Source organism: Streptomyces thermocarboxydovorans, from assembly GCF_039524635.1.
Lineage (GTDB): Bacteria > Actinomycetota > Actinomycetes > Streptomycetales > Streptomycetaceae > Streptomyces > Streptomyces thermocarboxydovorans.
The window spans coordinates 3,629-20,145 of sequence record NZ_BAAAGU010000035.1; the positions used below are offsets into that span (position 1 = coordinate 3,629).

Genomic DNA, 16,517 nt, shown 5'->3' on the forward strand with positions numbered 1-16,517 from the left:
ATGCCGAGGACGGCGACGGGTGCGATGTGGGGGTCGGCGACGGGTGCGATGTCGGGGCCGGCGCCGGGTCGGGTGACGGGTGCGTTGCCGGGTCGGGTGCCTGGTTCGGTGACGGGTTGCGTGTCTGGTTGTCCGGCTCGCTCATGTCGCTGCCTCCCCCTCGTTGCTCATGCGCCGGACCGACCCCCTCCGGTCCTCCGGGCCGGCCTGGCCGGGCACCCGCGGGGCGGAGCCGATCAGTTCGGCCGCCGCCTGCTGGTAGCGGAGCACGGCCTGCTCGGCGGCGCGCAGATCACAGGGCGCGCTCCACAGCATGCGGCGCGCCTTCTCGTACCGCTCGACCAGCAGCGGATCTTCCGCAAGCCCGCGCCGGGCCACCTTCGCCTTGTACGCGTCCAGCCGGCCGCGCAGCTCGGCGCGGACCGCCAGCGGCGCGGTGACCGCGGTCAACGACTCGCGGGCGCGCAGCAGTTCGTCCTCCGCCTTCTGCTCCAGCGACTCCAGCAGCGGCGACAAGCGGTGCCACTGCGCCTGCCTGCGGTACTCCGCGGCCGTGGCCAGCTGCTCCTGCAGCACCGTCGGCGGGCCGCTGACCACCGGCACCTCCGTGGCGGCGATCTTCGCCAGCACCTCGCCCCGCGCCGTACGGGCCTCGGCGAGCGTGCGGTCGGCGCGGGACAGCAGGTCCCGCAGGCGGACGATGCGCTTCTCGGCGTCCTGGCGGACCGTCAGCACCGCGTCGATCTCCCGGCGGACGTCCTCCAGGGCGCGCGCCTCACGGTCGTAGACGGTGGTGTCGGGCTTGCCGCCGCCCGGTGCCGAACTGCCCTCGGCAGGCTGCCAGAACGCCAGCGGGTCGGAGACGACCTCCTCGCGCAGCTTGGTCAGGGTGCGGGTGATGCGCTCCAGGTCGTCGCCCGCCGGGTGCTCGCCGGGACGCACGCCCACGGAGTGCGCCAGCTTGCGGGTGCGCTGCAACTCGGCGGCGAGCAGATCTATCCGCGCGGGCAGCGCCGACCACACCGCGTCCGCGGCGACCACCACGTCCAGCGAGGACGCGTACAGGGCGTTCATCCGGTCGACGAGGCCGGCCAGCGAGTAGCGCTCGGTCAGGCGGCCCTGCTGCTCGCCGTGCAGGGTGGGCGCGTTGGCGGTGGCGGCCGCCGAGCCGGCGACCGTGACGCACTCGCCGCGCAGCAGCTCCGTCAGCTCCACCAGGTCCTCGCGGCTGGACCAGCGGCGGCGGGACCTGATCTCGCGAGCGGTGCGCAGCGCGTCCGTGTACGCGTCGAAGTACGTCCACAGCAGCGTGATCGCCGCCTCGGTGCACTTCCAGCGTTCCGCGGTGACGCCGGTCAGCCGGGCACCCTCCAGGAGTCTTCGGCCCGCGTGGTCCTGCAGGGCGAGCAGCGAGGTCTCGATCGCCTCGTGCTCGGCGCCGAGCCGCGCCAGCGCACGGTCCACCTCGTCCCGGTCCATCACCGGCCGGGTGGGGTCCGTGTCGCCCATCGATCACCTCTCGTTGCGGGTTGGATCCGGTTGTGGGTCGGCCGGAGTCCGCTCAGCTCTTGCGCAGGTACTCCGGTGCCGGTGGTTCCGACTTGGATGAATCCCCGGCAAGTGTCGCTGACAACCATTCGTCGTACGACGCCTGCCATCCCTCCTTGGTGTCCTTGCGCCAGTCCACCAGGATCTGGTTGACCCGGCGTACCAGGTCGTCCGCGTCCTTCTTCATCGCCACGCCGTAGTACTCGGTCGTGAAGGCGTCGCCCTTGAGCTCCACCGTCGGGTCCTGTGCGGCCTGGCTCGCCGCGAGCGCGCCGTCGTTGACGACGGCGTCCACCTCGCCGAGCTGGAGCCGCACCAGGCAGTCGAGCTGGTTGGGGACCTGGGTGGAGATGTCCGTGGAGGCGGGCAGGTCGCCGTTCTTCTTGTCCTCCTCCAGCTTCGCGTAGGCCGTGGAGCCCTTCGCGGTGCAGATCCTCCGGTTGGCCAGGGTCTCGTCGTAGCCGGTGACCGGTGAGGTCTTCGGCGCCAGGACCTGCTGGCCGGTCTTGAAGTACGGGGCGGAGAAGGCCACGTCCTTCAGGCGGTCGCAGTTGATCGTCATGGTGCGGACCACCAGGTCGACGCGGCCGCTCTTGATCGCGGGGATGCGCTGGGCCGTGGGGATCGCCTTGAACTGGACGGCGTCGGGGTCGCCGAGGATGTCCTCGGCGATACGGTGCACCAGGTCGATGTCGAAGCCCTCGAGGCTGGTGTTGTTGCCGCCGTTGCCGCTGGTGCGGCTGTTGGGGTTGCGGTAGCCCCAGCGGTAGCTGTTCTGGTCCACGCCGACGATCAGTTTGCGCTTCTCGCCGGGGCGGTTCTTGATCGCCTCGATGGTGGGGCCGTCGGCGTCGGAGGGGGGCAGGGTCTGCTTCTCGGGGGCGGTGCAGTCCTCCGCCTTGCCGGCTGCGCCGGCTGTGCCGGGTGCGTGTGCTGTGTTCGCGCCGGTTTCGGCCGCGGGGGCGGCGTCGGGGGTGTCGTGGACCGCCGAGCCCGTGCAGGTGAGCAGGAGGGCGAGGAGGAGGGCCACGGCGCAGGCCGTGAACATCGCGCCCACGCCGCCCCAGCCCCGCAGGCCGGCCCGCATCTGTCGTGCCTTGTTCAGCATGCCCGTCACGCCCCCTCTCACCGGTACTCCGACAGCCGGCGGCCGATGCCGAGCACCGCGCCGAGTGCGCCGATGACGGCGAGGACGGCGGCGCCCACGGGCAGGCCGGTCAGTGCGTCGCGGCCGTCGGTGGCCGCGGACTTGAACTCGTGCTGTTCGTGCTTCAGGGCGGTGGCGAGGTTGGCGTCGACGTTGTCGAAGCACTCGCCGGTGGTGCCCTTGGCACCGATGACCATGTTCAGGGCCTGCTGGTAGTTGCCGTTGTCGTCCTGCTTGCGGGCCGCGTCGTGGCGCTTGTGCCACTCGGTCATGTTGCCGACGGCGGCGGTCACGGGCTTCTCGCCGGTGCTGTCGTCGGCGAGCCGGCGCGCGTGGGTGAGGCCCTTGGCCAGGGTGTCCATGTTGCGTTCGAAGTCGTAGTCGTACGCGTCGACGGTCTCGTCGCCGACCTGCCGGGTCTCGGCGCCGCGGGCCACCAGGGTCAGGTTCTCGTTGCCGCGGGCCTTGAGGGAGGCGATACGGGCGTCGTTGAGGACGGTGAGGGAGCGGACGCCGTGGTCGTGCGAGTCGTTCAGGCCGGAGCGGGCGAGGGTGTGGCCGGCGAGGAGCCAGAGGAGGACGGCGGTGGTGGTGGCGGTGGCGGCCACCAGGCCGTGGTTGAGGACGCGGTTGGTGCGCAGGTAGTTGCGGCGCTGGGCCCAGGCGAGGGCGGCGAGGGCGGCGGTGCCGAGGGCGATGGCGAGCCAGGGGTAGGGAGTTGCGCGTCCGTAGTCGGACTGCAGGCGCTGGTTCTCCTTGGTGTAGAGCTCCTCGGCGGCCGGGAGCATCTCCTGCTGCATCTTCTCGTTGGCGTAGCGGAGGTAGGCGCCGCCGACCGGGAAGCCCTGGCGGTTGTAGGTGCGGGCGCGTTCGACCAGGCCCTTGTACTCCGGGAGCAGGCGGTTGAGCTTGGTGATGGTGGGGGTGGAGGGGGAGTCCGGGTCGGCGTTGGCCGCGGCGGTGACGAGTTTGCCGGCGGCGGTGCGGATGCCCTTCTCGTAGCGGGCGCGGGATTCGGCGGTCTCCTGACCGCCCGCCAGGAAGCCGCTGGAGGCCGCGGTGTTGGCGTCGGCGAGGGAGCGGTAGATGTCGGCGGCGTCGGAGCTGAGGGGCTGGCTGCTGGTGAGGACGTCGTCGGCGGCGGACGCGCGGTCGGTGGTCTGCCAGATGGTGACGGCGCCGAAGCCGAGGACCAGGGCGGCGAGGAGGGCGCCGATGATGCGGAGGCGGCCGGGTTCGGTGGTGGCGGCGTGGCGGAGGCGGTCGACGCCTTCCGCGAAGGCGGTACGGCGGGGTGGCGTGGGGGCGTGCAGCTCCGCCGGTGAGGCCGGCGGTGCCTCGCCGGCGCGCGTCTGTGTCAGTATCACTTGACCTCCCCCATGGTCATCTGTCGCGGCAAGTATTGCCGCTGGGACTGACATCTGCACCTCCTCACCAATACGCCGTCAGGCCCGGGTTCGGTTCCCGCTGCGGCTGGGTGGGGGTGCGCGTCTGATGCCTGCGGCGCAACAGCGGCTCCGGTGGGGGTGCGCGTAGCGCCCACGCTGGGTGGGTGAGACGGGGCGGGGGTGGTGGTATCCGTCGGGATGTTCTGGGCATGACAGGGCCCCGCAGGGCGTGAGAGGGGCCCCGCAGGGCGTGAGAGGGGCCCCGCAGGGCGTGAGAGGGGCTCCGTGGGGTGGTGGGAGGGGCTCCGTGGGGCGGTGGAGGGAGGGTGGTGCCGGAATCAGTGAGAGGGAGGGGGTGCCGGATTCAGGGAAGGGGCTGGGCGTCAGCGGGAGGTGTCGAAGACTTCGTCGCGGGTCGTGGCCAGGGCGCTCTCCAGGGCGCCGCGCAGGACGGGGTGCTCCCGGACGCCGCCGGTGACCAGCCGCGGGCGGGAGGCGACCAGCTCCTCCAGCTCGGCCTGGACGAGGGCGCGCAGTGTCTCGCCGCCGGAGGTGAGGCCGGTGCCGCTCAGGACGACGAGTTCGGGGTCGAGGACGGAGACGAGGGAGGCGAGCCCGGTGGCGAGCCGGGTCGCGTAGGTGGTCAGCAGGGTGCGGTGGCCCTCGTCCCGCTCCGCGGCCCCGGCGGCGCGTTCCAGCAGGGCGGCGGCCACCTCGGTGCAGTGGCCCTGGGGGATGTCGCCGATGCCCAGCTCGCGGGCCAGCTTCGGGACCGCCTGGGCGCCGGCCAGCTCCTGGAAGCCGCCGCTGTTGGCCTTGGTGACCTGGCGGACCAGGGGCGTGCCCGGCACCGGCAGGAAGCCGACCTCGCCGGCGCCTCCGGTGAAGCCCCGGTGCAGCCGCCCGCCGAGGACCAGGGCGGCGCCCAGGCCCTCCTGGTTCCACAGCAGGACGAAGTCGTCGTGGCCGCGGGCGGCGCCCAGCCGCTGCTCGGCGACGGCGACCAGGCTGACGTCGTTCTCGTACTCGAACGGCATGGGCAGCGCGGCGGCCAGCTCCTCCAGCAGCGTGGGGGAGTGCCAGCCGGGCAGGTGGGAGGCGTAGCGCAGGCGCCCGGTGTTCGGGTCGAAGGCGCCCGGGGTGCCGATGACCAGGCGGTGGATGTCCGACCGGGACAGTCCCGCCTCCTTCACCGCGCCGTCCAGGGCGTCGGCGACCTGCTGCACGACCGGGACGGCGGGCCGGCGGCCGGGGGTGGGCAGCTCGTACCGGCCGACCGTGCGTCCGGTGATGTCGGCCACGGCCGCCAGGATCCGCTCGGGGGTCACATCGAGTGTGCCGTATCGGCTACTTCGTGGTGCTCGGCGGCGTCAGCGGGGACGCCGCGACCGACTGCGGGGAGACCGAGCTGGCGTACGCCGACGGCGGGGCGACGGAGGCCGCCGGGTCGGGGCCCGGTTCCGGGTCCTCCGGGGCCGTGGCGCCGCCCACGATGCGGATGCCGGCGGCGTCGAAGGCCCGCTTGATGCGCCAGCGCAGCTCGCGCTCCACGGAGAGGGACTTGCCCGGCATCGTCTTCGCCGAGACGCGGACCACCATCGAGTCCAGCAGCACCGAGTCCAGGCCGAGGACCTCCACCGGGCTCCACAGGAGCTCGTTCCAGGGCTCCTCCTTGTTCATCTTCTCGGCGACCTCGTCGAGGGTGGCCTTCACCCGGTCCAGGTCCTCGTCGGAGCGGACGGTGACGTCGACGTTGGCGGTCGCCCAGCCCTGGGAGAGATTGCCTATCCGCTTGACCTCGCCGTTGCGGACGTACCAGATCTCACCGTTGTCGCCGCGCAGCTTGGTCACCCGCAGCCCGACCTCGATGACCTCGCCGGAGGCCACACCCGCGTCGATGGTGTCGCCGACGCCGTACTGGTCCTCCAGGATCATGAAGACGCCGGAGAGGAAGTCCGTCACCAGGTTGCGGGCGCCGAAACCGATGGCCACACCGGCCACACCGGCGGAGGCAAGCAGCGGGGCGAGGTTGATCTGGAAGGTGCCCAGCACCATCAGCGCGGCCGTGCCCATGATCAGGAAGGACGCGACCGAGCGCAGCACCGAGCCGATCGCCGCCGAGCGCTGGCGGCGCCGCTCGGCGTTGACCAGCAGCCCGCCGAGACCGGAGCCGTCCACCGCGTCGCCGGTACGGGCCATCCGCTCGATCAGCTTGGTGATGGCTCTGCGCACCACCACCCGCAGCACCGCGGCGATCACCACGATCAGCAGCACCCGCAGACCGATCGCCAGCCACGTCGACCAGTTCTCCTCCACCCAGCCGGCGGCGTTGGTGGCGCTCTCCTGGGCGTCCCGGAGCGAGGGCACCGTCGGTGTCTCGGTCTCCGAGGGGGTCGGCGAGGGACTCACGGCCGCCAGGGCGACGTCCGCAACGGGCAAGGACACGGCAGGTACCTCCAGGTGCACGCTCTGCCCCCGGTGCGACAGCCACGGTCACATCAGTTCGGCAAGGTCATGCCGATTACGAAAGGGTCACCGGTACGGCAGAACCACCACACTATCGGGGCATCGTGAAGGACTCCGCGGCCTCCGTGAAGAAGTAATGGCCCTCACCTGCGCTTGAGCCGGCCATGATCCGGGGGAAGACACTCCTGTGTGGTCGAAAACACTCCCAGCCCGTTACCGGGACATGGTGGCGCGTTCACCTGGCATGAGAGGAAACTGACTACGAAATCGTCCCGGCGCGAGCCACGCGCCGCCGGCGTACAAGGAGGCATCCGTGCCGCATGTCCTGGTCCTCAACGCGTCGTACGAGCCACTCGGCGTCGTACCGCTCCGCCGCGCGCTCGTGCTCGTCCTCGAGAACAAGGCCGTCTGCCTCGAGGAGTCCGGCGCCTATCTGCACAGCGCAACCGTCACCGTCCCCGCACCCAGCGTGGTCCGGCTCAAGCGTTTCGTGCGTGTTCCCTACCGGGGGCCCGTTCCTCTGACGCGGCGGGCGCTGTTCGCCCGTGACGGGGGCCGGTGCATGTACTGCGGTGGCGTCGCAACCAGCGTCGACCACGTCATCCCGCGCAGTCGTGGGGGCAAGCACGTCTGGGACAACGTGGTGGCCTCCTGCCGCCGCTGCAACCACGTGAAGGCCGACCGGCATCTGCGCGAACTCGGCTGGCGCCTGCGCCACAAGCCGGCCCCGCCCACCGGTCTGGCCTGGCGCATCATCGGCACGGGCCATAGGGACCCGCGCTGGCTGCCCTACTTGCAGCCGTACGGCGCGGACGACGTCCTGGCCCGGATCGACGGCATCTCCGCCTGACGATCCGGGCCTTCGTGTGTCCCGCCGAGTCGGCCGTGTGTCCCGCCCGGCGGCGACCGGTCCTGGCGGGCCGGCCCCGGGAGACCCCCGTTCCCCGGGGCCGGCCGGACCGCCGGCCTGTCGGCCTGTCGGCCTGTCGTCAGGCGTAGCGCAGTTCCGCGGGGCGGACGGTGCGGCGCAGCAGGGGCAGGGCGGTCGTGGCGGCCAGGAGGCAGGTCGCGTAGACGGCGAAGGGGACCAGCAGCGACACCCACGGCAGGGACCAGCCGCCGCCCTCGGCGAGCACCGCGTACCCGAAGCCGATGACCGCTCCTCCGGCCCCCGCGAGCAGCAGGGCCGGGGCCAGCGGCAGGGCCGTCTCAAGGAGCAGCGCCCTGCCCAGCACGGAGCGCGGCACGCCCGCGGCGGCCTGTGCGGCCAGGCCCCGCCGCCGCGTGGCCAGCGACTCGGCCGTGCCGACCGCGAGACCGGACAGGGTGATCGCCAGCGCGACCACCAGGGCGGCGGCCGTGAGGTCGAGGCCGGTGGTGTAGAAGGAGCGGCCCTCCGCCAGCTGCCGCTGCGAGTCCAGCACCTCAAGCATCCATTGCCGCAGACCCACGAAACCGGTGCCCACGACCGTCACCAGCAGCACCGCGGCGTGCGTCCGTGCCGCCGCCCACGGGTCGTCGCGCAGCCGTTCCGCCGCGATCAGCACGGCCGCCGACCGGGCCCGGCGGGCGAGCAGCCGCCCGGTCAGCCTCGCCGTGGCCCCGGAGAGCCACACCGCGCCGGCGCCGACCGCGAGGATCGCTCCCATCACCGTCAGCGCCGGCCCTCCGCCGGGCCGGTTCGGCGAGGGCGGGGACGTGGTGGCCACCGCCACCAGCGCGGCCAGCGTCAGCAGTACCCCCGCCAGGAACATCAGGCCCGGAGCCCGGCCCGTGCGCGGGCCCACGCGGCGCACCCAGCCGAGCGGTGAGGTCACCACACGCCGCAGGGCCAGCGCGCCCGCCACCGCGCCCAGCACCGGCACACCGACGGCGACCAGGCCGGCCCCGGCCAGGGCCAGGGCGCTGGGGCTGTCCCACAGCCGCAGCAGCACGAGCAACGACACGACCGTCGTGACCGCCGAACCGAGCAGACAGGCCAGCCCCGTCTCCAGCGCGGCGATCCGGCGCACCTGCCACGCCGACGCCCCCGCCAGCCGCAGCCCGGCCAGCCTCCGGTCACGGTGCACGGCGCCGATACGGGCGCACTGCCCGAGGAATCCCAGGACCGGAACGAGCAGGAGCAGCAGGCCGACGATCACCCCCGAGCGGGTACTGGGCTCGTTCAGCAGGCCCGCGCCGACGGACACCTGGTAGTGGCCCCGCAGCGAGGCCAGGCTCACGGCCCCCAGTGCGAACGCCGTGGCCAGCCCCGCGCCCGTGGCGGTGAGGGCGATCCGCCACCACTCGCGCCGGTCGGAGCCCCGGGTGAGCTGCCAGGCCAGACGCAGATCCGCTCGCAGCGAGCTCACGCGGTCACCTCCAGCGGGGCCACGGTGCCGTCCCGCAGCTGCACCTCGCGGTCCGCGTACGCCGCCACCTGGGCGTCATGCGTGATCAGCAGCACCGCCGTGCCGGCCTCCCGGGCCGTGTGCACCAGCGCCGTCATCACCTGCTCGGCGGCGAGCGAGTCCAGCGCCCCGGTCGGCTCGTCCGCGAACACCACCTTCGGGCCGGTCACCAGTGCCCGCGCCAGCGCGGTCCGCTGGGCCTGGCCACCGCTCAACTCACCGGGCCTGAGCTGCTCCTGCCCGCGCACCCCGAACCGCTCCAGCCACTCGCCGGCCGCGGTCTGCGCCGCCTGGCGGCCGGTGCCCGCCAGCATCAGCGGCAGTGCCACATTGTCGAGTGCCGTCAGCTCCGGTATCAGCTGGCCGAACTGGAAGACCACCCCGAACTCGGTCCGCCGCAGCTCGCTCAGCCGCTTCTCGGGGAGCCGGTCGAGCCGCTCCCCGGCATACGTGACCGAGCCGGAGTCGGGGCGGACGATCCCGGCGAGGCAGTGCAGCAGCGTCGACTTGCCGCTGCCGCTCGCCCCGGTGACGGCGAGGATCTCACCGGCCCGCAGCTCGAGGGAGGCGCCGCGCAGGGCCTGGGTCCTGCCGTAGGCCTTGACGAGGTCACGGGCCGCCAGGAGCGGCACTGGGTTGCTCATGCTGTGTCGACCTCCGCGGTCAGAGAGGTGAGCCGGGCCGCCGTGGTGTTCATCCAGCGGAGGTCGGCGTCGAGGTGGTTGAGGGCGTAGTCCGCCGAGAGCACGGTCGCCAGGTCCGCGCCCTTGGCCGACTTCAGTGCGGTCAGCTCACGCATCCGCGCCATGTGCGCGGCCCGCTGGGCGCGCAGATACGCGGCGGGGTCGCCGCCGGACAGGATGGACAGCACGACCTTGGCGAAGATCTCGTTGGCCACGAAGGGGGCGGGCGGGGTGATCTCCCCGGCCCAGCGGGCCAGTTCGCGTGCCCCTTCCTCCGTCGAGCGGTACATGGTCCGCTCGGGGCCGCCGTCCGCGTCGGTGCCCTCGATCTCGGCGAGGCCGTCGCGGACCAGGCGCTGCAGGGTCGTGTACACCTGCCCGTAGGCCAGCGGGCGGGCCTGGGGAAAGCGTTCGTCGTGGCGTCGCTTCAGGTCGTAGCCATGGCTCGGCCCCGAGGCGAGCAGCCCCAGCAGGATGTGGCGGGTGCTCATGGGGATCAGTATGCACTGAGTACATGTACTGAGTGAATAGTGATCGGTGAAGAGATGGGTGTGGATGCCGTCGAGGGCGATGAATCCTGGCGGCCTGCCCGTTCGGACCGCGGCTCAGTCCGCCACGGCGTACGCCTCCACCGACCACAGCGAGTACCCGTACTGCGTGGCCCGCCGCTCGCCCTGGACGCGTACGAAGCGCACCTCGCGTTCGTCCATGCGGAGCGTCTCGTGGCCGCCGCGGCCGTCCTTCACACGCACCGCCGTGCGCCAGGTCCGGCCGTCCGCCGAGACGTCCACGCGGTAGACCGACGGGTACGCGTCCTGCCAGTGCAGCTCGACGCGGCCCAGCCGCACCGGCCGGCCCAGGTCCACCTGCCACCAGGCGCCGTCCTCGGCCGGGGACGACCAGCGCGTCCGGGGATCGCCGTCGTTCGCCGCCGACGCGGGGAAGTCGGGCGTCTCGTCCGCCGAGGAGCTCGCCCGGCCGGTGCGGGCCAGGTCGGGGCCCGCGGTGCGCGGGACGGCGTGCACGGTCAGCGTGCGCCGCACCCCGCCGAATCCGAGCCGCACCTCGTACCGCCCGGCCGGCGTGCCCCGCTCCACGGCCACCTCGACCGGCACCCGCACCGAGGTGCCGCGCGGCACGCCCACCTCGCCCTTGGGTACGCGGACCCGGATGCCCTCGGGCGCCTCGACGGTCAGCCGGTCGCGCACCCCGGCGGGGCGGCGCGAGCCGAGGGTGGCCGTCAGCCGGCGGCTGCCGCCGATGTCGGTGTCCGCGCGGCCGCCGCCGGACAGGTCGAGGGAGGCGGCGGGCGCGTCCTCGAACCAGGGGACCAGGTGACGCACGCGGGCGCCGTCGGCGCCGGTGACCCGTACGCCGTCCGCCCGCTCGTCCGTCCGCAGCTCGGTCGCACCGGAGGCATCCAGCGCCCCCACCCGGCGCCAGCCCGCGCCGGGCACGCGCACCTCGACCGTCCCCTCGGTGCCGGGCTCGGCGAGCACCGTCACGGCGGACAGCGAACGCGTACGGGGGAGCCGCAGCTCACGGTCGTCGGCGGCGCCGCGGGACGGTGCGGGCGGCTCGTGATCGACACCGGCCCACTCCCGGTACGTCTCCTGCGCCCGGCTGAGGAAGCCGTTCAGCACGCCCTCACCGACGGTGACCCGTGCCGACTCCAGCCGCTCCCGCTGGCTGCCGAGCCTCTGATACGCCGCCCAGGCGCCGGCCGCGTCGCCGGAGTCCTGCGCGCGGAGCATGTCCAGCGCCGTGAGCCCGGCGTCCCCGTACCGCCGCAACTGCTCGGCCCACGGGGCGGCTTCCGCGCCGACCCCGGTCCCGTCCAGGCTGCGGGGCAGCTCCCGCAGCACGCGGAAGGCCGAGCGCAGCCGCGCCTCCGCGCCGGACGCGGAGCGGCCCCGGTCGCCGCCCGCCGAGGTGCGGGCCTGCCAGAACGCCCGCATCGCCGGGCGCAGATACGCCGACTCCTCGCCGCCGAGCACCGAGGACGCCGTGTTGCCCGCCAGGGCCCGCAGCGCCCGCTCCCGTCCGGCGTCCCCGCCGGCCAGGTCGGCGATCGCGGCGCGCCAGGACTCCTCGGGGCGGTAGCCGCGCGGGTTCCAGGCGAAGTCGGCGCTGGTGAACAGGGGGATGCGGGACGCCTCCGGCTGCTCCATGGCGTTGGCGAGCAGGGCGGCCGAGCCGGAGGCGACGGCCGGTTCGCGGCCCTGGTAGGGGCCCAGGAAGATGCGGCCCGGCTCGTAGTCGTTGACCGGGTAGTTGTCCATGGTCACCAGCGGGTGCCCGAACACCTCGCGGGCCTCGGCGAGTTCACCGCCGGTGATGGTGCGCGGCACCACCCCGACCCCGGTCCACGCCACCTCCACCCGCGGATCCAGCGCCTCGGCCAGCGCCCGCCGGTAGGGGGTGGACCCGTCCTCGTAGTACTCGGTCGGCATCACCGACAGGGCGGCGCCCTGGGGGTGACGCCGCGCCAGATGGCGGGCCACCGCGTTGGCCACATGGGCCTGGGCGCGGGCGGCGGCCTGGGGGCCGGAGCCGAAGCGGCCGGCGTCGGCGCCGCAGTGCCACTCGCTGTAGCTGACGTCCTGGAACTGCAGCTGGAAGGCGCGGAAGCCCAGCGCCCACATGGCGTCCAGCTTGCGGGTGAGCGCGCGCAGGTCGTCGTCGGAGGCGAAGCACATCGCCTGGCCGGGGGAGACCGCCCAGCCGAGGGTGACGTGGTTGCGGCGGGCGCGTTCGGCCAGCTCCCGGAACTGCGCCCGCCGTTGGTGCGGGTAGGGCTCGCGCCAGCGGGCCTGCCGGTAGGGGTCGTGACCGGGCGCGTACAGGTAGCGGTTCTGCTTGGTGCGGCCCAGGAAGTCGAGCTGGGCCAGCCGCTGCCGGTGCGTCCACGGGGTGCCGTAGAAGCCCTCGGTGACGCCCCGCACCGCGGTGGCGGGCCAGTCCCGGACGACGGCGGCGTTGAAGTGTCCGTCCCGGCGGAGCAGCTGACGCAGTGTCTGCACCGCGTGGAACTGGCCGTCCGGGCCCGCCCCGGTGAGCGAGATGCCGTCGCGGCCGACGGTCAGGGCGTATCCGCCGGAGGGGAGGGCGTGACGAGGGTCGCCGCCGGGGCGTTCCGCGCCCACCCGCACCACCAGCGCCCCCTTGGGCACCGGTGCGCCGGGGGCGGTGAACCGGCGCGCACCCGCTTGCCGCAGCAGGGCGCGCAGCGCGTCCAGGGCGTACGGGTCGGCCGTCCCGTCGACGCGCAGGGCCACCTCGTCGGTCACCGCGACCGGATCCCCGCCCGTGCGCAGGGAGTGCGGGCGCGGCCAGACGGACACCTCGGCGGCCTCGGCCGCCTCGGAGGCGCGACGGGGCTCCGCCTCGGGGCCGTCCGCCGGAGCGGCGGACACGTCGGGCGCGAGGCCCAGGGTTCCGGCGACGACGGCGAGCGCGAGGACCGCCGCCCTCTTCCCACGCCGTGGCTGCACAGGCTCCTCCCGGTCGCTCGACAGGCGGTTCGAGCCCACCACCCTTGCGGTGAACGTGTCAACGACAGTGGCCGGTGTGCCCGATCTGTCCGCATGCGGGGCGAGTGAACGGGAACAGAATGTGAGCAGGACCACGTTGGACGGGTTTGTGCGTCTGGTCTCGCGCCCTCTGGGTAGGGCTGCGGGATAACCCCGCACGACCTGACCGGACACACCCGCACATCCGTGCCGAAGACTACGCACGGCCGTGCCGAGCCCTTGGGGCACGGCCGCGCCCGACGAGGAGGCCATCCGTGGCTGCACCCGCATACGTCCCGTCCCCCGCCCTGTCCAAACCCTCGGCGGAGCACACCTCCGCCGCACCCGAGGGCCCCCACGGGTCCGAAGAGGCCGAGGGACTGCACGCCTGCGTCTTCAGCGCCGAAGGCCCCTGCACCGAGGTCCCCCTGACCAGCGAGCCCCCGCTGCCCGACGCCGAACCCCTCACCAGCGAGCCCCCGCTCGCCGACGCCGCCCCGCTGACCAGCGAGTCCGACGCCTTCACGGACACCGAGACGGACACCGACCCCTCCGGACTCGACGCCTTCCCGTCCCAGTCCACCGGATTCGACGACGCCTTCCCGGCCCAGTACCGCCCGGAGCCCTAAGTGACCGCGCCGGCCGAGCCCTGCTCCGAGGACCTCTCCCGGCTCGCCGCGCTGCACGGCGTCGCCACCTCCTACCGTCCCTCCCCGGACCGTACGGTCGACGCCTCGGCCACCGCCGTCACCCTCGCCCTCGCCGCCCTCGGCGTGGACGCGAGCACCCCCGAGGCGGTGCGCGCCGCGCTCGCCGCCCGCGAGCGGGAGCCGGCCGGCCGGCTGCTGCCGCCCACCGTCGTCGGCTGGGGCGAGGCCGGCCCGGCCGCACTGGCCGCGCTCCCCGAGGGCACCCGGCTGAGCATCCGCACCGAGAAGGGCGAGACCCGCCCCTCCGCCGACGGGCTCCCGCCCGGCGTCCACCAGGTGACCGCCACCGCCCCCGACGGGCGTACCGCGCGGGCCCACCTGATCGTCGCCCCGCCCCGGCTGCCGGCCCCCGCCACCCGCTCCTACGGCCTGCTCGTCCAGCTCTACTCGCTGCTGTCCCGCCGCTCCTGGGGCATGGGCGACCTCGGCGACCTCGGCGAGCTGGCCGCCTGGGCCGGACGCAGCCTCGGCGCCGGATTCGTCCAGGTCAATCCGCTGCACGCGGCCGTGCCCGGCTCCCCGACCGACCCGTCCCCCTACCGCCCCTCCTCCCGCCGCTTCCCCGACCCCGTGCACCTGCGGATCGAGGACGTCCCGGAGTTCGCTTACGTCACCGACGACGACCGCGTACGGTCCCTGCGCCGGCGGGCCGGGCGGCTGCGCGCGGCGGTGCTGGAGCAGGGCGAGCTGATCGACCGGGACGCCGTCTGGGAGCTCAAGCGCGAGGCCCTGGAGCTGGTGCACCAGGTGCCGCTCGGGCCCGGCCGGCGCGCCGCCTACTGCGACTTCCTCGCCGAGCAGGGCGCCGCCCTGGAGGACCACGCCACCTGGTGCGCCCTCGCCGAGGCGCACGGCCCCGACTGGCACCGCTGGCCCGCCGGACTGCGCGACCCGCGCTCGCCGCAGACCGCCCGCGCCCGCCGCGAGCTGATGGACCGGGTCGACTTCCACTGCCGTCTGGCCTGGCTCACCGACGCCCAGCTCGCCGCGGCCCAGCGCACCGCCCGCGAGGCCGGGATGCCGCTCGGCATCGTGCACGACCTCGCCGTCGGCGTGCACCCGGGCGGCGCCGACGCCTGGGCGCAGCAGGAGTACTTCGCGGCCGGCATGTCCATCGGGGCACCCCCGGACGCCTTCAACGCGCGCGGCCAGGACTGGGGCCTGCCCCCGTGGCGCCCCGACCGGCTCGCCGAGTCCGGCTACGCACCCTTCCGCGATCTGCTGAGGGCCCTCTTCCGGTACGCCGGCGCGCTGCGCATCGACCACGTCATGGGCCTGTTCCGGCTCTGGTGGGTGCCCCACGGCCACCCGCCCACCGAGGGCACCTACGTCCGCTACGACGCCGAGGCCATGCTCGCCTCCCTGGTCCTGGAGGCCTCCCGCGCCGGGGCCATGGTGATCGGCGAGGACCTGGGCACGGTCGAGCCGGGCGTGCGCGAGGCGCTGCGCGAGCGCGGGGTGTACGGCACGTCGGTGCTGTGGTTCGAACGCGACTGGGAGGGCGACGGGCGCCCCCTGCCACCGGACGCCTGGCGCGCCGACTGCCTGGCCACCGCCACGACCCACGACCTGCCGCCCACCGCCGCCCGCCTCACCGGCGAGCACGTCGACCTGCGCGACCGTCTCGGCCTGCTCACCCGCCCGCTCACCGAGGAGCGCGCGGAGGCCGCCGCCGACACCGCGGAGTGGCTGGAGCTGCTGTCCCGGCTCGGCATGCTGCAGGGCTCCGGCGGCGGGGGCGACACGCGCTCGGAGGAGGCCGGGATCCAGGCCGTCCACCGCTACCTGCTGCGCACCCCCGCCCGCCTGATCGGCGTCTGGCTGCCGGACACCGTCGGCGACCGCCGCCCGCAGAACCTGCCGGGCACCTGGGACCAGTACCCCAACTGGCGGCTGCCGATCGCCGACGCCGAGGGCCGCCCGGTGTCCCTGGAGGACCTGGCGGAGTCGCCGAGGCTGCACGCGCTGCTCGAGGTGCTCAGGGGCGCGCGCTGATGCAGAGGCCGGCGGGCGCGCCGATGCGGAGGCCGGCACGCGCGCTGATGCGGGGGCCGGCACGCGCGCTGATGCGGGGGCCGGCACGCGCGCTGATGCGGGGGCCGGCAGGCGTGCTGATGCGGAGGCCGGCAGGGCGCCCTGACGTGGAGGCCGGCAGGCGCGCTGATACCGAGGCCCGTGAACCGGCACCGTCCGGGCCCCGCCCCCACCTGCGCGAAGGCCTCGTACGGCACCCCGGGCGCGCGGCCCTCACCGGCGTTCGCTACCTTGTGCAGCGTGGACAAGAAGAACGCCCTGCGCGCCGGCGCCCTGGCAGCCGGTACGACGCTGATGATGCTGCTCATGTCGTCCCCCGCGCTCGCGATCACCCGCGACGACGGTGACGACCCCGGCCCGGGCCTGAGCGTCATCGAGACGCTGGGCCTCTTCGTCGCGCTCCCGATCGTCCTGTTCGCGGTGATCGCCGGCCTGGTGATGGTCTTCGACCGCTCCAAGGAGGAGCACCGGGTGACCAGCCGCAACATCAAGACCAAGGCCGACGCCAAGGCCTGACCCGCGCCGCACGTTCCACACCGCGCACCTTCACCGAGGGCGCCGCTTCCGGCTTCACCGAGGGCGCCGTCTCCAGCCGATTCTGCCCGGGTGAGGCGGTACATCCGGCCGAAGACCTCCATC

12 protein-coding genes and 1 pseudogene are annotated in these 16,517 nt (G+C 74.1%); 4 read left to right on the forward strand and 9 right to left on the reverse strand.

Translation table 11 applies throughout. The annotated features are described in order from the left end of the window. Positions 1 to 141: 141 nt before the first annotated feature. From ABD198_RS17545 to ABD198_RS17565, 5 genes and pseudogenes are all read right to left on the reverse strand, one after another. Positions 142 to 1,509, reverse strand: coding sequence for a hypothetical protein (locus ABD198_RS17545; protein WP_344002306.1), 1,368 nt, complete (start codon positions 1,507 to 1,509; stop codon positions 142 to 144). Between the two features lie 52 nt (positions 1,510 to 1,561). Beyond that, positions 1,562 to 2,656, reverse strand: coding sequence for a glutamate ABC transporter substrate-binding protein (locus ABD198_RS17550; protein ID WP_344002438.1), 1,095 nt, complete (start codon positions 2,654 to 2,656; stop codon positions 1,562 to 1,564). 17 nt (positions 2,657 to 2,673) lie between these two features. After that, entirely contained in the window at positions 2,674 to 4,056 is a 1,383-nt protein-coding gene (locus ABD198_RS17555) for a hypothetical protein (protein ID WP_425580497.1), read from the reverse strand. Between the two features lie 410 nt (positions 4,057 to 4,466). Next, positions 4,467 to 5,420, reverse strand: a pseudogene (locus ABD198_RS17560) (ROK family protein); the annotation flags it as partial. A 10-nt stretch (positions 5,421 to 5,430) separates the two neighbouring features. Beyond that, positions 5,431 to 6,528, reverse strand: a complete 1,098-nt coding sequence (locus ABD198_RS17565) for a mechanosensitive ion channel family protein (protein WP_344002309.1) — start codon at positions 6,526 to 6,528, stop codon at positions 5,431 to 5,433. Between the two features lie 334 nt (positions 6,529 to 6,862). Between ABD198_RS17565 and ABD198_RS17570 the strand changes: the two genes are divergently transcribed. After that, entirely contained in the window at positions 6,863 to 7,399 is a 537-nt protein-coding gene (locus tag ABD198_RS17570) for an HNH endonuclease (protein ID WP_167998117.1), read from the forward strand. 139 nt (positions 7,400 to 7,538) lie between these two features. Here the strand turns inward: ABD198_RS17570 and ABD198_RS17575 are convergent, their stop codons facing one another. The 4 genes from ABD198_RS17575 to ABD198_RS17590 all read right to left on the reverse strand — a co-directional run bounded on the left by ABD198_RS17575 (position 7,539) and on the right by ABD198_RS17590 (position 13,116). Beyond that, entirely contained in the window at positions 7,539 to 8,900 is a 1,362-nt protein-coding gene (locus ABD198_RS17575; protein ID WP_344002313.1) for an ABC transporter permease family protein, read from the reverse strand. Then, complete coding sequence (locus ABD198_RS17580; protein WP_344002316.1) at positions 8,897 to 9,583, reverse strand: ABC transporter ATP-binding protein; 687 nt, start codon at positions 9,581 to 9,583, stop codon at positions 8,897 to 8,899. The genes ABD198_RS17575 and ABD198_RS17580 overlap by 4 nt, the downstream gene beginning before the upstream one ends. After that, positions 9,580 to 10,113, reverse strand: a complete 534-nt coding sequence (locus tag ABD198_RS17585) for a PadR family transcriptional regulator (RefSeq protein WP_344002319.1) — start codon at positions 10,111 to 10,113, stop codon at positions 9,580 to 9,582. Before ABD198_RS17585 ends, ABD198_RS17580 begins: the two co-directional genes overlap by 4 nt. 114 nt (positions 10,114 to 10,227) lie before the next feature. After that, positions 10,228 to 13,116, reverse strand: a complete 2,889-nt coding sequence (locus ABD198_RS17590; RefSeq protein WP_344002322.1) for a beta-N-acetylglucosaminidase domain-containing protein — start codon at positions 13,114 to 13,116, stop codon at positions 10,228 to 10,230. A gap of 293 nt (positions 13,117 to 13,409) precedes the next feature. On the opposite strand from ABD198_RS17590, the gene ABD198_RS17595 reads away from it, so the two are divergent. The 3 genes from ABD198_RS17595 (at position 13,410) to ABD198_RS17605 (ending at position 16,394) form a co-directional block, all read left to right on the forward strand. Then, on the forward strand, positions 13,410 to 13,763 hold the full coding sequence (locus tag ABD198_RS17595; RefSeq protein WP_344002325.1) for a hypothetical protein: 354 nt from the start codon (positions 13,410 to 13,412) through the stop codon (positions 13,761 to 13,763). Further along, the gene (gene malQ, locus ABD198_RS17600) at positions 13,764 to 15,839 is read left to right on the forward strand and encodes a 4-alpha-glucanotransferase (RefSeq protein WP_344002329.1); all 2,076 of its coding nucleotides are present in this window, start codon (positions 13,764 to 13,766) and stop codon (positions 15,837 to 15,839) included. Between the two features lie 279 nt (positions 15,840 to 16,118). Next, positions 16,119 to 16,394, forward strand: a complete 276-nt coding sequence (locus tag ABD198_RS17605; RefSeq protein WP_344002332.1) for a hypothetical protein — start codon at positions 16,119 to 16,121, stop codon at positions 16,392 to 16,394. Positions 16,395 to 16,517 lie beyond the last annotated feature (123 nt).

Excerpts from the sequence above, each read along its gene's own strand:
- ABD198_RS17545 (WP_344002306.1), bottom strand. The coding sequence starts at position 1,509 with ATGGGCGACACGGACCCCACCCGGCCGGTGATGGACCGGGACGAGGTG.
- ABD198_RS17550 (WP_344002438.1), bottom strand. The coding sequence starts at position 2,656 with ATGCTGAACAAGGCACGACAGATGCGGGCCGGCCTGCGGGGCTGGGGC.
- ABD198_RS17580 (WP_344002316.1), bottom strand. The coding sequence starts at position 9,583 with ATGAGCAACCCAGTGCCGCTCCTGGCGGCCCGTGACCTCGTCAAGGCC.
- ABD198_RS17585 (WP_344002319.1), bottom strand. The coding sequence starts at position 10,113 with ATGAGCACCCGCCACATCCTGCTGGGGCTGCTCGCCTCGGGGCCGAGC.